Consider the following 14455-nt stretch of genomic DNA (forward strand, 5'->3'; position numbering starts at 1 on the left):
CCAGGAAAGGTACTCTATGGGCAAGGAAGCCACCCGCGTTCGTCGTCGTGAGCGCAAGAACATCGCCTCCGGCGTCGCGCACGTGAACTCGTCGTTCAACAACACGACCATCACCATCACCGACGCGCAGGGCAACACGATTGCGTGGTCTTCCGCCGGCACGATGGGCTTCAAGGGTTCGCGCAAGTCGACCCCGTATGCCGCGCAGGTTGCCGCCGAGGACGTGTCGAAGAAGGCGCAGGAGCACGGCATGCGCACGCTGGAAGTCGAAGTCGCGGGTCCCGGTTCGGGCCGTGAATCGGCGCTCCGCGCGCTCCAGGCCGCAGGCTTCACCGTCACCTCGATCCGTGACGTGACCACGATCCCGCACAACGGTTGCCGTCCCCGCAAGCGTCGGCGCGTTTGATACCAAATTGCGGGCGCTCTGACGCCCGCAATGACTTTTTGCAAAGCCGTGGGAATGATCTGCGGCCTTTCTCCAACGCCAGTGTCTGCAGCAGCAGTTTGACTGGCCTGTATGGGTGAAACAGTGACAATCCAGAAAAATTGGCAAGAATTGATTCGGCCGAACAAGCTCCAGGTGCAGCCCGGCAGCGATCCGACCCGTTTCGCGACCATCGTCGCCGAGCCGCTCGAGCGCGGATTCGGCCAGACGCTCGGCAACGCGCTGCGCCGCATTCTGCTGTCCTCGCTCCAGGGCGCAGCGGTTCAGTCGGTGCATATCGACGGCGTGCTGCACGAGTTCTCCTCGATCGCGGGCGTCCGTGAGGACGTCACCGACATCGTGCTCAACATCAAGGACATCGCGATCAGGATGCAGGGCGAAGGCCCCAAGCGCATGGTCGTCAAGAAGTCCGGCCCGGGCGCTGTCACCGCCGGCGACATCCAGACCGTCGGCGACGTGGTCGTGCTCAACCCGGACCTGCAGATCTGCACCCTGGACGAGGGCGCCGAGATCCGCATGGAGTTCACGGTCGCCACCGGCAAGGGCTACGTGCCCGCCGAGCGCAACCGTCCCGAGGATGCGCCGATCGGCCTGATCCCGGTCGACAGCCTGTACTCGCCGGTCCGCAAGGTCTCCTACAAGGTCGAGAACACCCGCGAGGGCCAGATCCTCGACTACGACAAGCTGACCATGACGATCGAGACCAACGGCGCGCTGTCGCCGGATGACTCCGTGGCCTACGCCGCGCGCATCCTGCAGGATCAGCTCAACGTGTTCGTCAACTTCGAAGAGCCGCGCAAGGAAGTCGCCCAGGAGATCATCCCGGACCTCGCCTTCAATCCGGCCTTCCTCAAAAAGGTGGACGAGCTCGAGCTGTCGGTGCGTTCGGCCAACTGCTTGAAGAACGACAACATCGTCTACATCGGCGACCTCGTGCAGAAGAGCGAAGCGGAAATGCTCCGCACTCCGAACTTCGGCCGCAAGTCGCTGAACGAGATCAAGGAAGTGCTGGCCCAGATGGGTCTGCATCTCGGCATGGAAGTGCCGGGCTGGCCGCCGGAGAACATCGACGAGCTCGCCAAGCGCTTCGAGGATCACTACTGATCTGAACTACAACAGGCAAAGGCGCGAATTCATCGCGCCTTTGCGGGCGAACGCAGGCAGCCCACCTGAGCAACAAGTCCGACGAACCGTCGCGACGAATGAAATTCAAGGAATAGAAAAATGCGTCACGGCAAGGTTCATCGCAAGCTCAACCGCACCGCGGAGCATCGCCGCGCGATGTTCGCCAACATGTGCGCCGCGCTGATCAAGCACGAGCAGATCGTCACGACGCTGCCGAAGGCGAAGGAATTGCGCCCGATCGTCGAGAAGCTTATCACTCTCGGCAAGAAGGGCGGCCTGGCCATGCGCCGCCAGGCCATCTCCGAGATGCGCGACAAGGATCAGGTCAGGAAGCTGTTCGACACGCTCGCGCCCCGCTACAAGGATCGCCAGGGTGGCTACACCCGTATCATCAAGGCCGGCTTCCGCTACGGCGACAACGCCCCGATGGCCGTGATCGAGTTCGTCGATCGCGACGTCGATGCCAAGGGCCAGGACTCCGGTCCGGTGCAGGAAAAGGAAGCCGAGGCGGCGTAAGTCGACCGGTAGCGAGTTTTCAGAAAGCGGCGCCCTTGGGCGCCGCTTTTTTGTATGACGCGGCGACGTCTCATGGCGCGCATCGTTTCGACGCCATGGTCGCGTTTCTCAGGACGCTTCCGCCTCGCAACTGAATCCTCACGCGTCGGTGAGGGGCGATTGCGGCCGCCCTTGCAGCGCACGATATCTCCGTCAGCATCAATGGAGACATCGCATGAACATCGACCTTTCCGGAAAGACCGCCCTCGTGACCGGCTCGACCGCCGGCATCGGCCACGCCATCGCCAAGGGTCTTGCCGGCTCGGGAGCTAGCGTCGTGATCAACGGACGCGGCCAGGAGAAGGTCGATGCGGTCGTGCGCAAGCTGCAAGGTGTGGGCGGGAAGGTCCGCGGCATCGCCGCCGATGTCTCGACCGCTGCGGGCTGCAAGGCACTCGTGGCGGCGCTGCCTGAGGTCGATATCCTCATCAACAACGCCGGCATCTTCGAGCCGAAAGACTTTTTCGACATTCCGGACGAGGACTGGAGCCGCTTCTTCGAGGTCAACGTCATGAGCGGCGTGCGTCTCTCGCGCGCGTATTTGAAGGGCATGCTTGGGCGTAACTGGGGCCGCGTCGTCTTCATCTCCTCGGAGTCCGGGCTCAACATTCCCGTCGAGATGATCCACTATGGAATGAGCAAGACGGCCCAGCTTTCGGTCGCGCGAGGCTTGGCGCAGCTAACCCGCGGCACCGGCGTCACCGTCAATTCCGTGCTGCCGGGCCCGACCATGTCTGAAGGCGTCGAGACGTTTGTAAAGGATCTTGCCAAGCAGAACGGCCAGTCACTCGACGAGGCCGCGGCCAATTTCGTCAAACAGCATCGCCCAAGCTCGCTGCTCCAGCGCTTCGCCAGCGTCGATGAAATCGCCAACATGGTGGTTTATGCGGCTTCGAAGGAAGCCTCCGCGACCAACGGCGCGGCGTTGCGTGCCGAGGGCGGCATCGTCAACACGATTGCGTAAAGGCTGCAGTGCAGCGTCAAGCGCGGAATCGCAGGGTGGGTTGCGCCGTGCGAACTGTGCTTCGCGCAGTCGCAAGGCTAACCACCCTACGCAGCATTATCTACCACCCCTCCAGCACGATCTTGCCGCGCGACTTGCCGCTCTCGAGCAGCGCATGCGCGCGCTTGAGGTTGGCGGCGTTGATCGTGCCAAAGGTCTGGTCGAGCGTGGTGCGCAGCACGCCCTTGTCGATGAGGTCGGCGACATCGCCCAGCAGATGATGCTGCGCGATCATGTCGGCGGTCTGGAACGAGGAGCGCGTGAACATCGATTCCCAATGCACCGAGATCGCCTTGCCCTTGAACGTGCTCATGGTGAATTCCGGGGGATCGTCGATCAGGCCGAACTTGCCCTGGGGTGCCATCACGTCCGCGATCGCCTTGTAGTGCTGGTCGGTGAAGGTGAGGCTCGCGACCAGCGCGACCGGCGGCAGCTTCAGCTTCTCGATCTGCTCCTTCATTGGCTGGCCGTGGTCGATCACCGCATGCGCGCCGAGATCGAGGCACCATTTTTGCGATTCGGGCCGCGTCGCGGTCGCGACCACCGTCAGCCCGGTGAGGCGGCGGGCGAGCTGGATCAGGATCGAGCCGACGCCGCCGGCGCCGCCCGTGATCAACAGGGTGCGCGGATCGACACTCTTGCCGGGCACCGCACCGAGCCGATCGAACAACAGCTCCCAGGCGGTGATGGAGGTGAGGGGAAGGGCGGCGGCTTGCGCGAACGACAGGCTTTTCGGCTTGTTGCCGACGATACGCTCGTCGACCAGATGGAATTCGGAGTTGGTGCCCTGGCGCAGGATCGAGCCGGCGTAAAACACCTCGTCGCCCGGCTTGAACAGCGTGACGTCGGGACCGACGGCGTCGACCACGCCGGCCGCGTCATAGCCCAGAATCTTCGTCTCGCCCTCGGGTGGGGCGGCGCGCTTGCGCACCTTGTAATCGACCGGATTGGCCGAGATCGCCTTCACGGCCACGCGGATGTCGCGTCCTCTGGGCTCGGGCTTGGCGATCTCGAAATCGATCAGCGCGTCCCGATCCTCGATCGGAAGCGACTTTTTGTAGCCGACGGCCTTCATGGCTTGTCTCCATCAGATGGCGTGCTCGCCTGCCGTCCTAACTGTCGCTCTGGCTCTAATTTGGCAAGTACTGTAAATTCGGGGATATAGTCCCTGTTTGGATACTATTGGGAAAACACACATGAAACGGCGCGACTTCGCCCGTCGTCCCGGATGCTCGGTCGAGGCGACGCTCGATCTCATCGACGGCAAGTGGAAGGGCGTGATCCTCTACCACCTCCAAGACGGCACCCAGCGTTTCGGCGAATTACGCCGCCGGGTGCCCGGCATCACCCAGCGCATGCTGACCAAGCAGCTTCGTGCGCTGGAGGAGGACAAGCTCGTCATTCGCAAGGTCTACGCAGAGGTGCCGCCGCGCGTGGAATATTCTCTCTCCGATCTCGGCGAGAGCCTCAAGCCCGTGATCGACATCCTGAAGGCCTGGGGCGAGAGCCATCAGCAGCGGCTGTCCTGCGCGCCGGCGCCGGTCGTCGTAAAGAAACCGAAGCGCGCCGCGTAGATTTCCGGGAGCGGACGGTGCCGCTCCCGGCAGAGATCATCTCAGAACGCGAACTGGGTTCGCATCGCGACAGCGTCGAACTTCGAGCCGACATCGGCGGCCGAGACCGGTGAGGCCTGTTTCGATACCGTGCCATGCAGATAGTCGAGCATGAAGCGAACGTTGCCGTTGACGTACCAGTTCAGGGCCGCCGTGTAGACGGTCTGCCGGCCGCCTGCGATGCCGGTGGCCGTTCCGAATTGATCATTGAGGTCGATGGTCGAGAAGCGTCCCGCGATTTCCCATGCGCCCCAGCCGCCGCCATCGAGCGAGAACGGGTGCGCGGGCTTGACGCCGCCATAGGCCGCGTTCGCCGCGTTGTAGCTGCGGCCTTCGCCCGTCAGCACGTAGCCGGCCTGTGCATAGCCGCCCTGGAATTTGAGGCTCGGCGCACCCAGCGGCGGCAGGCCGGTATTGGCGCTGCGGTCGATGTTGTACCAGAAATATTCGCCCTGCAGGATCAGCGGTCCGTAGGTGGCGGCCGCTTCGACGCTGTAGACCTGCGCGCCGGAGGCATTGGCGATCGCGCCGGTGGTAGCCAGTGCTGTCGGATCGATGCGCAGTTCCGGGCGGTCGCTGAGCGTGACCGTCTGCGCACCCGTCACCATGTTGCGCGGCGGCTGGATCAGCCATTCGGCGTTTCCGCCGAGATGGAGCGAGTAATCCTTGCCGCTGACGACCTGGCCGGCAACGCGGGCGACGGCGCCATACTGCTCGGAGGTACCGTTCGGTGCCACGCTGGACGCGGAATGGATCGCACCGGTCGAGGGTCCCGTGACATAGCCGCCGATCCAGAGCTGGTCGTTGTACCAGCGCGTGCCGACGGCGGAGCGGAAGTCGCCCGCGGCGATGCTGGTCGCGACGATGCCCGCTGAGGCGCGCTCCATGAACATGATGTCGTTGGAGCTCGTGGCCTCATCGAGGGTGTAGGGCAGGTCCATGATGCCGCCTTCGATGGCCATCTTGCCGCCGAACGGTTTCAAGCCGGTGTAACTGAGATAGGCGTTCTCGACGCCTGAGACGCCGCCGCCGGGTAGCGAGCCGGGCGCAGAGCCGCCAAATCCGTCGGAGGAACCGCCGAAGTCGTAGACCAGCGCGAAATTCCAGTCGTTGAAGAATCTGCCGGCGAGACCGATGCGCGCGCGACGGACGTTCTCGCCGCTGTCGAGCTTTTGCGGCACGGTCGCCGCCGTGTTGGGCCGATAGTCATAGCCGCCGACATCCCAATGCACGCGGCCGGTGATCCCCACGCAGTTCGCCCCATCGGCGGTGCAGATGGTCGGCCGGTTATTCGGCATCGTCACCACGACGCCGGACGCTGGCGCCGGTCCCTTGAGCGGGATCGCCGCGTTGGCATTGGCAACGACGGCCTTCGCTTCGGAACGCGCTTCGGCTTTCGCCTCCGCCTTCGCTTCGGTCCTGGCCTTGGCCGCAGCCGCGGTGTTCGCGGCGGTCTGGCTCTGGAGCTTGTCGAGCTTCTGCTCCAGCATCTTCAACTGCTGCTTCAGGAGCGCGATCTCCTGATCGCTGCTGCTCGCCGATTGGGCCTGGGCCTGCGAGGCCGCCAGCGCGCCGGCGAGACCGATCGCCGTGGCTGCAATTCTGATCCTGCTCACGTCATGACTCCATCGGTTGACGAACTTCCTCAAGTCGCAACGGAGAGCCTAGGTATGATCGATGACTGCCCCGCGACTCTGCGCCCGGTTGCGCGGTTCCCACTGATGTAAATTCGCCGCAACCGAATCCGCCTTGCACCACCATGCAAGATGACGTGCATCATGCCAATCCACAGCCCCGGCAAATTGCTATTTCGCACGCAGGGCTTGCAGGCCGGACACACCAAAAGGGGGCTGAATATGCCGCCGGGCACCCTTCTATTAGCGGGCGAACGCGCCTATATTCCGGCGTCTTTTCCGAGAGGTAGGAATGTTTCGATCGACCTGGGCTGCCGTCGTCACGGCACTGTGCATAGCCTTTTCGGCCAACTTCAATCCGGCCGCCGCGCAGGACCGCCGTGTCCCGTCCTCGCCCGCCGAACTGCGGCTGTCCTATGCGCCGATCGTGCAGCGGGTGCAGCCGGCGGTCGTCAACGTCTATGCCGCCAAGGTAGTGCAGAACCGCAACCCGCTGCTCGACGATCCGATTTTCCGCCGCTTCTTCGGCGCGCCCGGCCAGCAGCAGGAGCAGGTGCAGCGCTCACTTGGTTCGGGCGTGATCGTCGATGCGTCCGGGCTCGTCGTCACCAACGTCCATGTCATCGAAGGCGCCGACCAGGTCAAGGTGTCGCTGTCGGACAAGCGTGAGTTCGAGGCCGAGATCGTGCTGAAGGACTCTCGCAGCGATCTCGCGGTGTTGCGTCTCAAGGACACCAAAGAGAAGTTTCCGGCTCTCGAATTCACCAATTCGGACGAGCTGATGGTAGGCGACGTCGTGATGGCCATCGGCAATCCCTTTGGCGTTGGCCAGACCGTGACTCACGGCATCATCTCGGCGCTGGCGCGCACGCAGGTCGGTATCACCGACTACCAGTTCTTCATCCAGACCGATGCGGCGATCAATCCCGGCAATTCCGGCGGCGCGTTGGTCGACATGAACGGCAGGCTCGCGGGCATCAACACCGCGATCTATTCGCGCTCCGGCGGCTCGCAGGGCATCGGCTTCGCGATCCCCGCCAACATGGTGCGCGTCGTCGTCGCCTCCGCAAAGGGCGGCGGCAAGGCGGTGAAGCGGCCGTGGCTTGGCGCGAAATTGCAGGCGGTGACGCCCGAGATCGCCGAAAGCCTCGGCCTGCGTTCGCCCACCGGCGCGCTGGTCGCAAGCGTCGTTCCGAACGGACCGGCGGCCAAGGCCGGGCTGAAATCCTCCGACCTGATCGTCTCCATCGACGGCCAGACCGTGGATGATCCCAACGCCTTCGACTATCGCTTCGCCACACGGCCGCTCGGCGGCACGGCGCAGATCGACGTGCAGCGCGGCGGCAAGCCGGTCAGGCTGACGGTCGCGCTGGACGCCGCGCCCGATATCGGCCGCAACGAACTCGTCATCACCGCTCGCTCGCCTCTCCAGGGCGCGAAGGTCTCGACCATCACCCCGGCGCTCGCCGACGAGCTGCATCTGGACGCCGACACCGAAGGCGTCGTGGTCACCGATCTCGGCGGCGACAGCGCGGCCGCGAATGTCGGCTTCCAGAAGGGCGACGTGATCCTGGCGGTCAACAACCAGAAGATCAGCAAGACCAGCGACCTCGAAAAGGCGGCGGCCGAGCGCCAGCGCATCTGGCGCATCACGCTAGTGCGCGGCGGGCAGCAAATCAACGTCACGCTGGGCGGATGAGTCCGAAGCGACCACAGGAGACGCCAACTCTCTTTGCCGCGGCGGGGCTCGATCACGAGGCTCCGCATCCGCTGCCGGATCGGCTGCGGCCGCGCGCGCTCTCGGAGGTCGTGGGCCAGGATCACATCCTGGGTCCCGACGGCGCGCTGACGCGCATGCTGGAGACGCGCACGCTGGGGTCGCTGGTATTCTGGGGCCCGCCCGGCACCGGCAAGACCACGGTAGCGCGGCTGCTCGCGGACGCCACCGATTTGCATTTCGAGCAGATATCCGCGGTGTTCTCCGGCGTCGCCGATTTGAAGAAAGCCTTTGAGGCCGCGCGTGCCCGCCGCGAGATGGGCAAGGGCACGCTGCTGTTCGTCGACGAGGTGCATCGCTTCAACCGCGCCCAGCAGGATTCGTTCCTGCCCGTCATGGAAGACGGCACGGTGGTGATGGTCGGCGCCACCACCGAAAACCCGTCCTTCGAGCTCAATGCGGCGCTTCTATCCCGGGCGCGCGTGCTGGTGTTTCGCTCGCTCGATGCGGCCGCGATCGAAAAGCTGTTTGCGCATGCCGAGGAGGTCGAGGGGCGCAAGCTGCCGCTCGACGAGGAAGCGCGCGCCGTGCTGGTTCGCATGGCCGATGGCGACGGCCGTGCGTCGCTGACGCTCGTCGAGGAAGTCTGGCGCGCCGCGCGCAAGGACGAGGTTTTCGACGCCACGCAATTGCAGGAGATTTTGCAGCGTCGCGCGCCCATCTACGACAAGTCGGCCGATGGCCATTACAATTTGATCTCGGCGCTGCATAAGTCGGTGCGGGGCTCCGATCCCGATGCCGCGCTGTATTATCTCGCACGCATGCTCGATGCCGGCGAGGACCCGCTGTTCCTGGCCCGGCGCGTCGTGCGCATGGCAGTGGAGGACATCGGCCTCGCCGATCCGCAGGCGCTCGTCATTGCTAACGCCGCCAAGGATGCCTTCGACTTCCTCGGCCATCCCGAGGGCGAGCTCGCCATCGCGCAGGCCGTGGTCTATCTCGCCACCGCGCCGAAATCGAACGCCGTCTACACCGCCTTCGGCACGGCGATGCAGGTCGCAAAGCAGGCCGGCTCACTGCTGCCGCCGAAGCACATCCTGAATTCCCCGACCAAGCTGATGAAATCGGAAGGCTACGGCGCATCTTACGAATACGACCACGACACCCCGGACGCGTTCTCCGGCCAGGACTACTTTCCGGAAGCCCTGGGCCGCCAGACCTTCTACGACCCGCCCGAGCGCGGTTTTGAACGCGAGATCCGCAAGCGGCTGGATTATTGGGCCAAGTTGCGGAAGGAGCGGGGTGGCTGAGGCCAGAAGCGCCATTTCGTCGTGACGAAAGGGCACTTTTGGGCTAGGCAGGCACCATGAGCCGCCACATCAAAAGAACCGATCCAAAGCCCCGTTCGCGCGATGAGCGCAAGGAAACACGCCCGTTCAAGGCGCGCAGCGCGAAGACAGCTGGGCCGCGGCCGGGCGGCAAGCCCGGCGCGAAGCCACCGCGCTTTGCGGCCGAGCGCATTGAGCGGCGTGTGTCGGAGCCTGCGCTGGAACAGGCTGCGCCGCCAAAGCCGGTCGAGGCGCTGCTGCCAACCAAGGTGGAGACCGTCAAGGTTACGGCCGACGAGAACAACATGCGCGTCGATCGTTTCCTCGAAGCGCGCTTTCCCGGCCTGTCGTTCTCCCACATCCAGCGCGTCGTCCGCAAAGGTGAGCTGCGGGTCGACGGCAAGCGCGTTGATAGCAAGGACCGGCTGGAGGAGGGCCAGAGCGTCCGCATTCCGCCGCTGAAGCTCGACACGCCGAAGGCGCCCAATCCGCAGTCGGAGGCAGCGCAAAAGACGCTTGCCGCGCTGAAGGAAATGACGATCTACGAGGACGACGACGTTCTCGTCCTGAACAAGCCGGCCGGCCTCGCCGTGCAGGGCGGCTCGGGCATGACGCGGCACATCGACCAGATGCTCGAGGTGATGCGCGATTCCAAGGGCCAGAAGCCGCGCCTCGTGCACCGCATCGACAGGGAGACGTCGGGCTGCCTCCTGGTCGCGAAGACGCGCTTTGCCGCCTCGCATCTGACCGGCGCATTTCGTTCGCGGTCGGCGCGAAAGACCTATTGGGCGCTGGTGCCGGGCCTGCCGAAGCCGAAGCAGGGCCGCATCTCTACCTTCCTTGCGAAGGAAGAAAGCGAGGACGACACCATCATGCGCATCGCCCAGCATGGCGACGAGGGCGCAAGCCACGCGGTGACATACTATGCGGTGGTCGAGACTGCCGGCAACAAGCTGACCTGGGTGTCGCTGAAGCCGGTGACGGGGCGCACCCACCAGCTGCGCGCCCACATGGAACATATCGGCCACCCCATCGTCGGCGATCCCAAATATTTCAACATCGAGAACTGGCAACTGCCGGGCGGCCTGCAAAACCGGCTGCATCTGCTGGCGCGCCGTATCGTCATTCCGCATCCGCGCGGCGGCGTGATCGACGCCACCGCGCCATTGCCGCAGCACATGCAGCAGTCGTGGAATTTGCTCGGGCTCGATGCAACCAGATTTGATCCGATCGAGAACGCGCCGGAAGAGTAGTTGGGCTGTCTTATTGGCTCGCAAGTTGGCGGGCTAGGTTCATTCTGATCAATTTGCGAAACCGGTCGGACGCCACTACGGGATCCTGGCGACGAAACATCGCGAGAATGTTGAATACTAAAAAGAATGGGGTAGTGAGCATTCCTCTTGGAGACCACCATCCCGCCAAGAGGCAACACAATAGATCCTCCTTCTGCCGCTGATGAGCACATGTCTGGCAAGCAACGAAAGAACTCGTTTGCCACGATGAATATACGAAGAAGGACTGTATTTTGTGAGACTCGTAGATGTCGACATTACGGTTCTGACCGCAATTCGGGCAAGGTCCCGCGTGCTCCCGCGCAATAATTGCATCCAACTTGTCGGAGGGAAAACCGTCGAGGCAGCTGAGCAACGCCTTTCCTCTTGAGTGACAAAGCCCATTACAATAGCGATACGATCCGTCCTTTATTGCCCAGCCTCTATAAGTCCCACTGCAATAGTCGCATGTAGCCATTGCTTGCCCCCATGAATGCATGGCCGGCGAACAGAGCGCCAGATAGGCTAGACTACCTCAATTCCGAAACTGCTCGAGAAATATCGGCAAGCTGTCATCCGGGCTCTCGATACCAGTGATCAGCCAACCCTCGGGCCCGTTGACCAGGATGAAGTTCAGCGTGACCGGCCGGCCGCGGTTGTCGAAATTCGCCGCGACATAGGTCTTGTCGTATTGCATGCGAATGATCGCGATCGCGACGGGGCAGAGCTTCCAGCTCGGGCTCTGCACCAGGAAATCGTAGGGCTCGACCCGCGGCATGGACCACACGTTGCGTAAGGAGGGTCGAAGAATTGCGGGGCGGTGGCGGCATCCCGTGGCAGGCCTTTCGAACGCTCCGGCGCGCCCTAGCCGTAATGAGCGTAGACGTTGCGGACCACCGATTCCGGAGTCCGAGAGCCGGCCTCCGCTGTGGCCTGCCAAAACCCGGCGAGCAGAGACACAATGCCCGCAAGTTCCCTCATACCTCCCGCTCGCTTTATCGGCGGCCGGTCTTACCTTACAAGCCTAGCGTTGAGTGATCGGGACCGAAAACGAGATGCGCGAATTGTTCGATGAAGCTGCGGGGCGCCCCCCGCTTGATCCGCAGGAGGCGGTCCGCCAGGCCGCGCGCGCGCCGCAGCGCAAGCGCTTCTACAAGGACGCCGGCGTTGCTGATGCCGAAGGCGGCTTCGCCATCACGCTCGACTGCAAACCGATCCGTACGCCGTCCGGCCGCCAGGTCGTGATCCCGTCGCGCGCGCTGGCCGATGCGGTCGCCGCGGAATGGGCGGCTCAGGGCGAGACGATCAATCCCATGACCATGCCGCTGACCCGGATCGCCAACAGCGTGGTCGAAGGCGTCGTGGATCGCGTCGATCTCGTCAGCAACGATCTCGCGAAATACCTTCAGACTGATCTGCTGTTCTATCGCGCCGGCGATCCGGAGGGGCTGGTTGCCCGCGAGGCCGCACATTGGGACCCCGTGCTGTTCTGGGCCGCGGAGGCGTTGGGCGCGCATTTCATCCTGTCCGAGGGCATCATGCATGTGAAGCAGCCGGACGAGGCGGTCCAGGCTGCGCGCGCTGCGCTGCCGCGGGATGCCTGGTCGGTCGCGGCGCTCCATGTGGTGACGACCCTGACCGGCTCGGCACTGCTGGCGCTGGCGCTGGCCCACGGCGTCCGCGATGCCGGCCAGGTCTGGGCGGCCGCTCATGTCGACGAGGACTGGAACGCCGAGAAATGGGGCGCGGACGAGGAGGCGGCCGGCCGCCGGGTCGCCCGCCTGCGGGATTTCGAGGCTGCCGTGGCGGTTTTGACTGCGGTGAAGCCGCCCACGGCCGAAGGTCCTTAACGAGAGGTTTACGAGGCGTCCTTAGGGTGGGCGTTCCCTGGGCCGCCCCAAGATGCCGACGCCGATAAGCTCGATCGTTCCCGTCAGTGCTGCCAGCCCTGTTGCTGATGCGGCGACGCCTGATCTTGTGCTGCAGGCCGGCAGCGTAGTGGACGCAAAAGTCGTCAGCGTGCTCGCCGCCAATCTGGTGCGGATCGCGATCGCCAACCTCTCGATGGATGTGATGTCCGAGGTGGCGCTGTCGCCCGGGCAAAATCTTCAGCTCGCGGTGTCGCAGAACGACGGCACCATCCGGCTCGCCATTATGGGCGGGGCAGGCGAGGCGGCGACCGATCAGGTCACGCTGACGCCGGCTGCGGCCTCGCTGGTGGACAGTCCGTCGCTGGCGCTGGCGCTGTCGGCGAGCGCGGCCCGCAACACGCTGACGCCGTTGGAACAGGTCGCCGTCACAACGGCCTCGGCCGAGGCCGTGACGAAGCAGGGCAGCCAGGCACCGATATTCGCCAATCTGGCCGCGGTCGTCGCCGGCAGTGATCTGCCCGCGGGGCTGAAGCAGGCGGTGCTGGGCGTGCTGGCGCAGCAGACGCCGCTCGACACCGGGCTCGATGGCGGCGACATCGAATCCGCCTTCCAGAAGTCCGGCCTGTTCCTCGAGGCGTCGCTCGCCGCGGGCGCGACGCCGTCCTCCGGCACCATGCCCGACCTGAAAGCGGCGCTGCTGGTGCTGCGACAGACGCTGACGACGCTCGAGGGGGCCGCGATTCCTGCTGGCATCCCGGGGACACCGCAGGCCGCTGTCGCGCCGGCTCCGGCAGCAGGTGAGGCCGCGCCGACCGCATTGCCGTCAACCGAATCCGACATCGCCCAACCGCCGCGCAACGCCAATCTCGCGGCTACCATACTGGCCGACATCGCCGGCAACTCTCCACAGGCCGCGATGCCACGAACCATGACCGCGAGCCTCCTGCAGGAGATCACGCAGAGCCTGCCGCGCATGACCGGCAACGTGCCGGGCTCAAACAAGGCCGTGCCTGACGGACATGTTTTCGAAGCCGCCTCGCGCGCGACGCCGCCGCCGGTTCGCGGCGCGTTGCCGTCGCCGCAATCCATTGCCTCGCCATCACTCGCACCGGATACGCCGCTCGCTGCGACCGTGCATCGGCTGCTCGACGACACCGATGCTGCGATCGCGCGCCAGACCTTGCTCCAGGTTGCTTCGCTCCCTGATCGCATTGACGCCAGCGGTCACAGGATCGATCCGAGCGTGCCGCAGTGGAATTTCGAGATTCCCTTCGCAACGCCGCAGGGCACCGCAATGGCGCAGTTCGAAATCTCGCGCGACGGCGGCAATGAATCCGCCGATCCCGCCAAGCGCGCATGGCGCGCGCGCTTCACGCTCAATGTCGAGCCGGCCGGTCCCGTGCATGCTCTGATTACGCTCAACGGCGACAAGACTTTCGTGCGGATGTGGGCGGAGCGGCCGACGACGGCGCAGCAGCTCCGCGCAGGACTCGGCGAGCTCAACCAGGCCATGACCAGGGCCGAGCTCAAGCCCGGCGACATCCTGGTCCGCGATGGTACCCCGCCACAGCCCGCACCGGCCCGCGCCGGCCACTTCCTGGATCGCGCCACATGAGCGACCCGTCGAAGCTTGCGATTGCGCTACATTACGAGAAGGGCAGCAACGCGCCGGTCGTCGTCGCCAAGGGCAAGGGCACGATCGGCGAAAAGATCGTCGAGATCGCCAAGGCCAACGACATACCGATCGAGGAGAACGAGATCTTGGCTGGCGCGCTGTCCAAGGTCGAACTCGGCGAGGAGATCCCGCCCGATCTCTACAAGGCCGTCGCCGAAGTGCTGGTGTTCGTGCTGCGGCTGTCGGGCAGGCGGTAGAGCATGATCCGGACCCGAAGG

13 protein-coding genes and 1 pseudogene are annotated in these 14455 nt (G+C 64.5%); 11 read left to right on the top strand and 3 right to left on the bottom strand.

The genetic code is table 11. The annotated features are described in order from the left end of the window. The first annotated feature begins 16 nt into the window (after positions 1 to 16). The 4 genes from rpsK (at position 17) to ABIB00_RS09810 (ending at position 3089) form a co-directional block, all read left to right on the top strand. Complete coding sequence (rpsK, locus tag ABIB00_RS09795; RefSeq protein ID WP_007603045.1) at positions 17 to 406, top strand: 30S ribosomal protein S11; 390 nt, start codon at positions 17 to 19, stop codon at positions 404 to 406. Between the two features lie 111 nt (positions 407 to 517). Then, positions 518 to 1549, top strand: a complete 1032-nt coding sequence (locus ABIB00_RS09800; RefSeq protein WP_354050813.1) for a DNA-directed RNA polymerase subunit alpha — start codon at positions 518 to 520, stop codon at positions 1547 to 1549. Positions 1550 to 1669: 120 nt separating this feature from the next. Next, on the top strand, positions 1670 to 2086 hold the full coding sequence (rplQ, locus tag ABIB00_RS09805; RefSeq protein ID WP_007603047.1) for a 50S ribosomal protein L17: 417 nt from the start codon (positions 1670 to 1672) through the stop codon (positions 2084 to 2086). 214 nt (positions 2087 to 2300) lie between these two features. Beyond that, positions 2301 to 3089: an SDR family NAD(P)-dependent oxidoreductase gene (locus ABIB00_RS09810; protein ID WP_247341189.1), complete on the top strand. Its 789-nt coding sequence runs from the start codon at positions 2301 to 2303 to the stop codon at positions 3087 to 3089. A gap of 100 nt (positions 3090 to 3189) precedes the next feature. On the opposite strand, the gene ABIB00_RS09815 is transcribed toward ABIB00_RS09810, so the two are convergent. Continuing rightward, the gene (locus ABIB00_RS09815; RefSeq protein ID WP_354104158.1) at positions 3190 to 4203 is read right to left on the bottom strand and encodes a zinc-binding alcohol dehydrogenase family protein; all 1014 of its coding nucleotides are present in this window, start codon (positions 4201 to 4203) and stop codon (positions 3190 to 3192) included. A gap of 121 nt (positions 4204 to 4324) precedes the next feature. Here ABIB00_RS09815 and ABIB00_RS09820 point away from each other — a divergent pair, with 121 nt between their 5' ends. Beyond that, positions 4325 to 4702, top strand: a complete 378-nt coding sequence (locus tag ABIB00_RS09820; RefSeq protein WP_354104159.1) for a winged helix-turn-helix transcriptional regulator — start codon at positions 4325 to 4327, stop codon at positions 4700 to 4702. 41 nt (positions 4703 to 4743) lie between these two features. On the opposite strand, the gene ABIB00_RS09825 is transcribed toward ABIB00_RS09820, so the two are convergent. After that, on the bottom strand, positions 4744 to 6357 hold the full coding sequence (locus ABIB00_RS09825) for an OprO/OprP family phosphate-selective porin (protein WP_354104160.1): 1614 nt from the start codon (positions 6355 to 6357) through the stop codon (positions 4744 to 4746). 310 nt (positions 6358 to 6667) lie between these two features. On the opposite strand from ABIB00_RS09825, the gene ABIB00_RS09830 reads away from it, so the two are divergent. From ABIB00_RS09830 to ABIB00_RS09840, 3 genes are read left to right on the top strand one after another with little or no spacing between them, the layout of a single operon-like run. Then, positions 6668 to 8074, top strand: a complete 1407-nt coding sequence (locus ABIB00_RS09830) for a DegQ family serine endoprotease (protein WP_354104161.1) — start codon at positions 6668 to 6670, stop codon at positions 8072 to 8074. After that, positions 8071 to 9402, top strand: coding sequence for a replication-associated recombination protein A (locus ABIB00_RS09835; RefSeq protein ID WP_354104162.1), 1332 nt, complete (start codon positions 8071 to 8073; stop codon positions 9400 to 9402). The genes ABIB00_RS09830 and ABIB00_RS09835 overlap by 4 nt, the downstream gene beginning before the upstream one ends. Before the next feature lie 56 nt (positions 9403 to 9458). Then, entirely contained in the window at positions 9459 to 10673 is a 1215-nt protein-coding gene (locus tag ABIB00_RS09840; RefSeq protein WP_354104163.1) for an RluA family pseudouridine synthase, read from the top strand. 553 nt (positions 10674 to 11226) lie between these two features. Here the strand turns inward: ABIB00_RS09840 and ABIB00_RS09845 are convergent. Then, a pseudogene (locus tag ABIB00_RS09845) lies at positions 11227 to 11672 on the bottom strand (hypothetical protein). Positions 11673 to 11746: 74 nt separating this feature from the next. On the opposite strand from ABIB00_RS09845, the gene ABIB00_RS09850 reads away from it, so the two are divergent. The 3 genes from ABIB00_RS09850 to ABIB00_RS09860 are packed head-to-tail and all read left to right on the top strand — an operon-like array spanning position 11747 to position 14434. Further along, complete coding sequence (locus tag ABIB00_RS09850) at positions 11747 to 12541, top strand: ATP12 family chaperone protein (RefSeq protein ID WP_354104164.1); 795 nt, start codon at positions 11747 to 11749, stop codon at positions 12539 to 12541. Between the two features lie 52 nt (positions 12542 to 12593). Then, the gene (fliK, locus tag ABIB00_RS09855) at positions 12594 to 14177 is read left to right on the top strand and encodes a flagellar hook-length control protein FliK (RefSeq protein ID WP_354104165.1); all 1584 of its coding nucleotides are present in this window, start codon (positions 12594 to 12596) and stop codon (positions 14175 to 14177) included. After that, positions 14174 to 14434, top strand: coding sequence for an EscU/YscU/HrcU family type III secretion system export apparatus switch protein (locus ABIB00_RS09860; RefSeq protein ID WP_007603059.1), 261 nt, complete (start codon positions 14174 to 14176; stop codon positions 14432 to 14434). Before fliK ends, ABIB00_RS09860 begins: the two co-directional genes overlap by 4 nt. The last annotated feature ends 21 nt before the right edge of the window (positions 14435 to 14455 follow it).

Origin of the sequence: Bradyrhizobium sp. LB14.3 (assembly GCF_040547985.1) — a bacterium.
GTDB lineage: Bacteria > Pseudomonadota > Alphaproteobacteria > Rhizobiales > Xanthobacteraceae > Bradyrhizobium.

Bases quoted from the DNA above. Each gene is read 5' to 3' on its own strand.
- rpsK (WP_007603045.1), top strand. From the start codon at position 17: ATGGGCAAGGAAGCCACCCGCGTTCGTCGTCGTGAGCGCAAGAACATC.
- ABIB00_RS09800 (WP_354050813.1), top strand. From the start codon at position 518: ATGGGTGAAACAGTGACAATCCAGAAAAATTGGCAAGAATTGATTCGG.
- rplQ (WP_007603047.1), top strand. From the start codon at position 1,670: ATGCGTCACGGCAAGGTTCATCGCAAGCTCAACCGCACCGCGGAGCAT.
- ABIB00_RS09810 (WP_247341189.1), top strand. From the start codon at position 2,301: ATGAACATCGACCTTTCCGGAAAGACCGCCCTCGTGACCGGCTCGACC.
- ABIB00_RS09815 (WP_354104158.1), bottom strand. From the start codon at position 4,203: ATGAAGGCCGTCGGCTACAAAAAGTCGCTTCCGATCGAGGATCGGGAC.
- ABIB00_RS09820 (WP_354104159.1), top strand. From the start codon at position 4,325: ATGAAACGGCGCGACTTCGCCCGTCGTCCCGGATGCTCGGTCGAGGCG.
- ABIB00_RS09830 (WP_354104161.1), top strand. From the start codon at position 6,668: ATGTTTCGATCGACCTGGGCTGCCGTCGTCACGGCACTGTGCATAGCC.
- ABIB00_RS09835 (WP_354104162.1), top strand. From the start codon at position 8,071: ATGAGTCCGAAGCGACCACAGGAGACGCCAACTCTCTTTGCCGCGGCG.
- ABIB00_RS09840 (WP_354104163.1), top strand. From the start codon at position 9,459: ATGAGCCGCCACATCAAAAGAACCGATCCAAAGCCCCGTTCGCGCGAT.
- ABIB00_RS09850 (WP_354104164.1), top strand. From the start codon at position 11,747: ATGCGCGAATTGTTCGATGAAGCTGCGGGGCGCCCCCCGCTTGATCCG.
- fliK (WP_354104165.1), top strand. From the start codon at position 12,594: ATGCCGACGCCGATAAGCTCGATCGTTCCCGTCAGTGCTGCCAGCCCT.
- ABIB00_RS09860 (WP_007603059.1), top strand. From the start codon at position 14,174: ATGAGCGACCCGTCGAAGCTTGCGATTGCGCTACATTACGAGAAGGGC.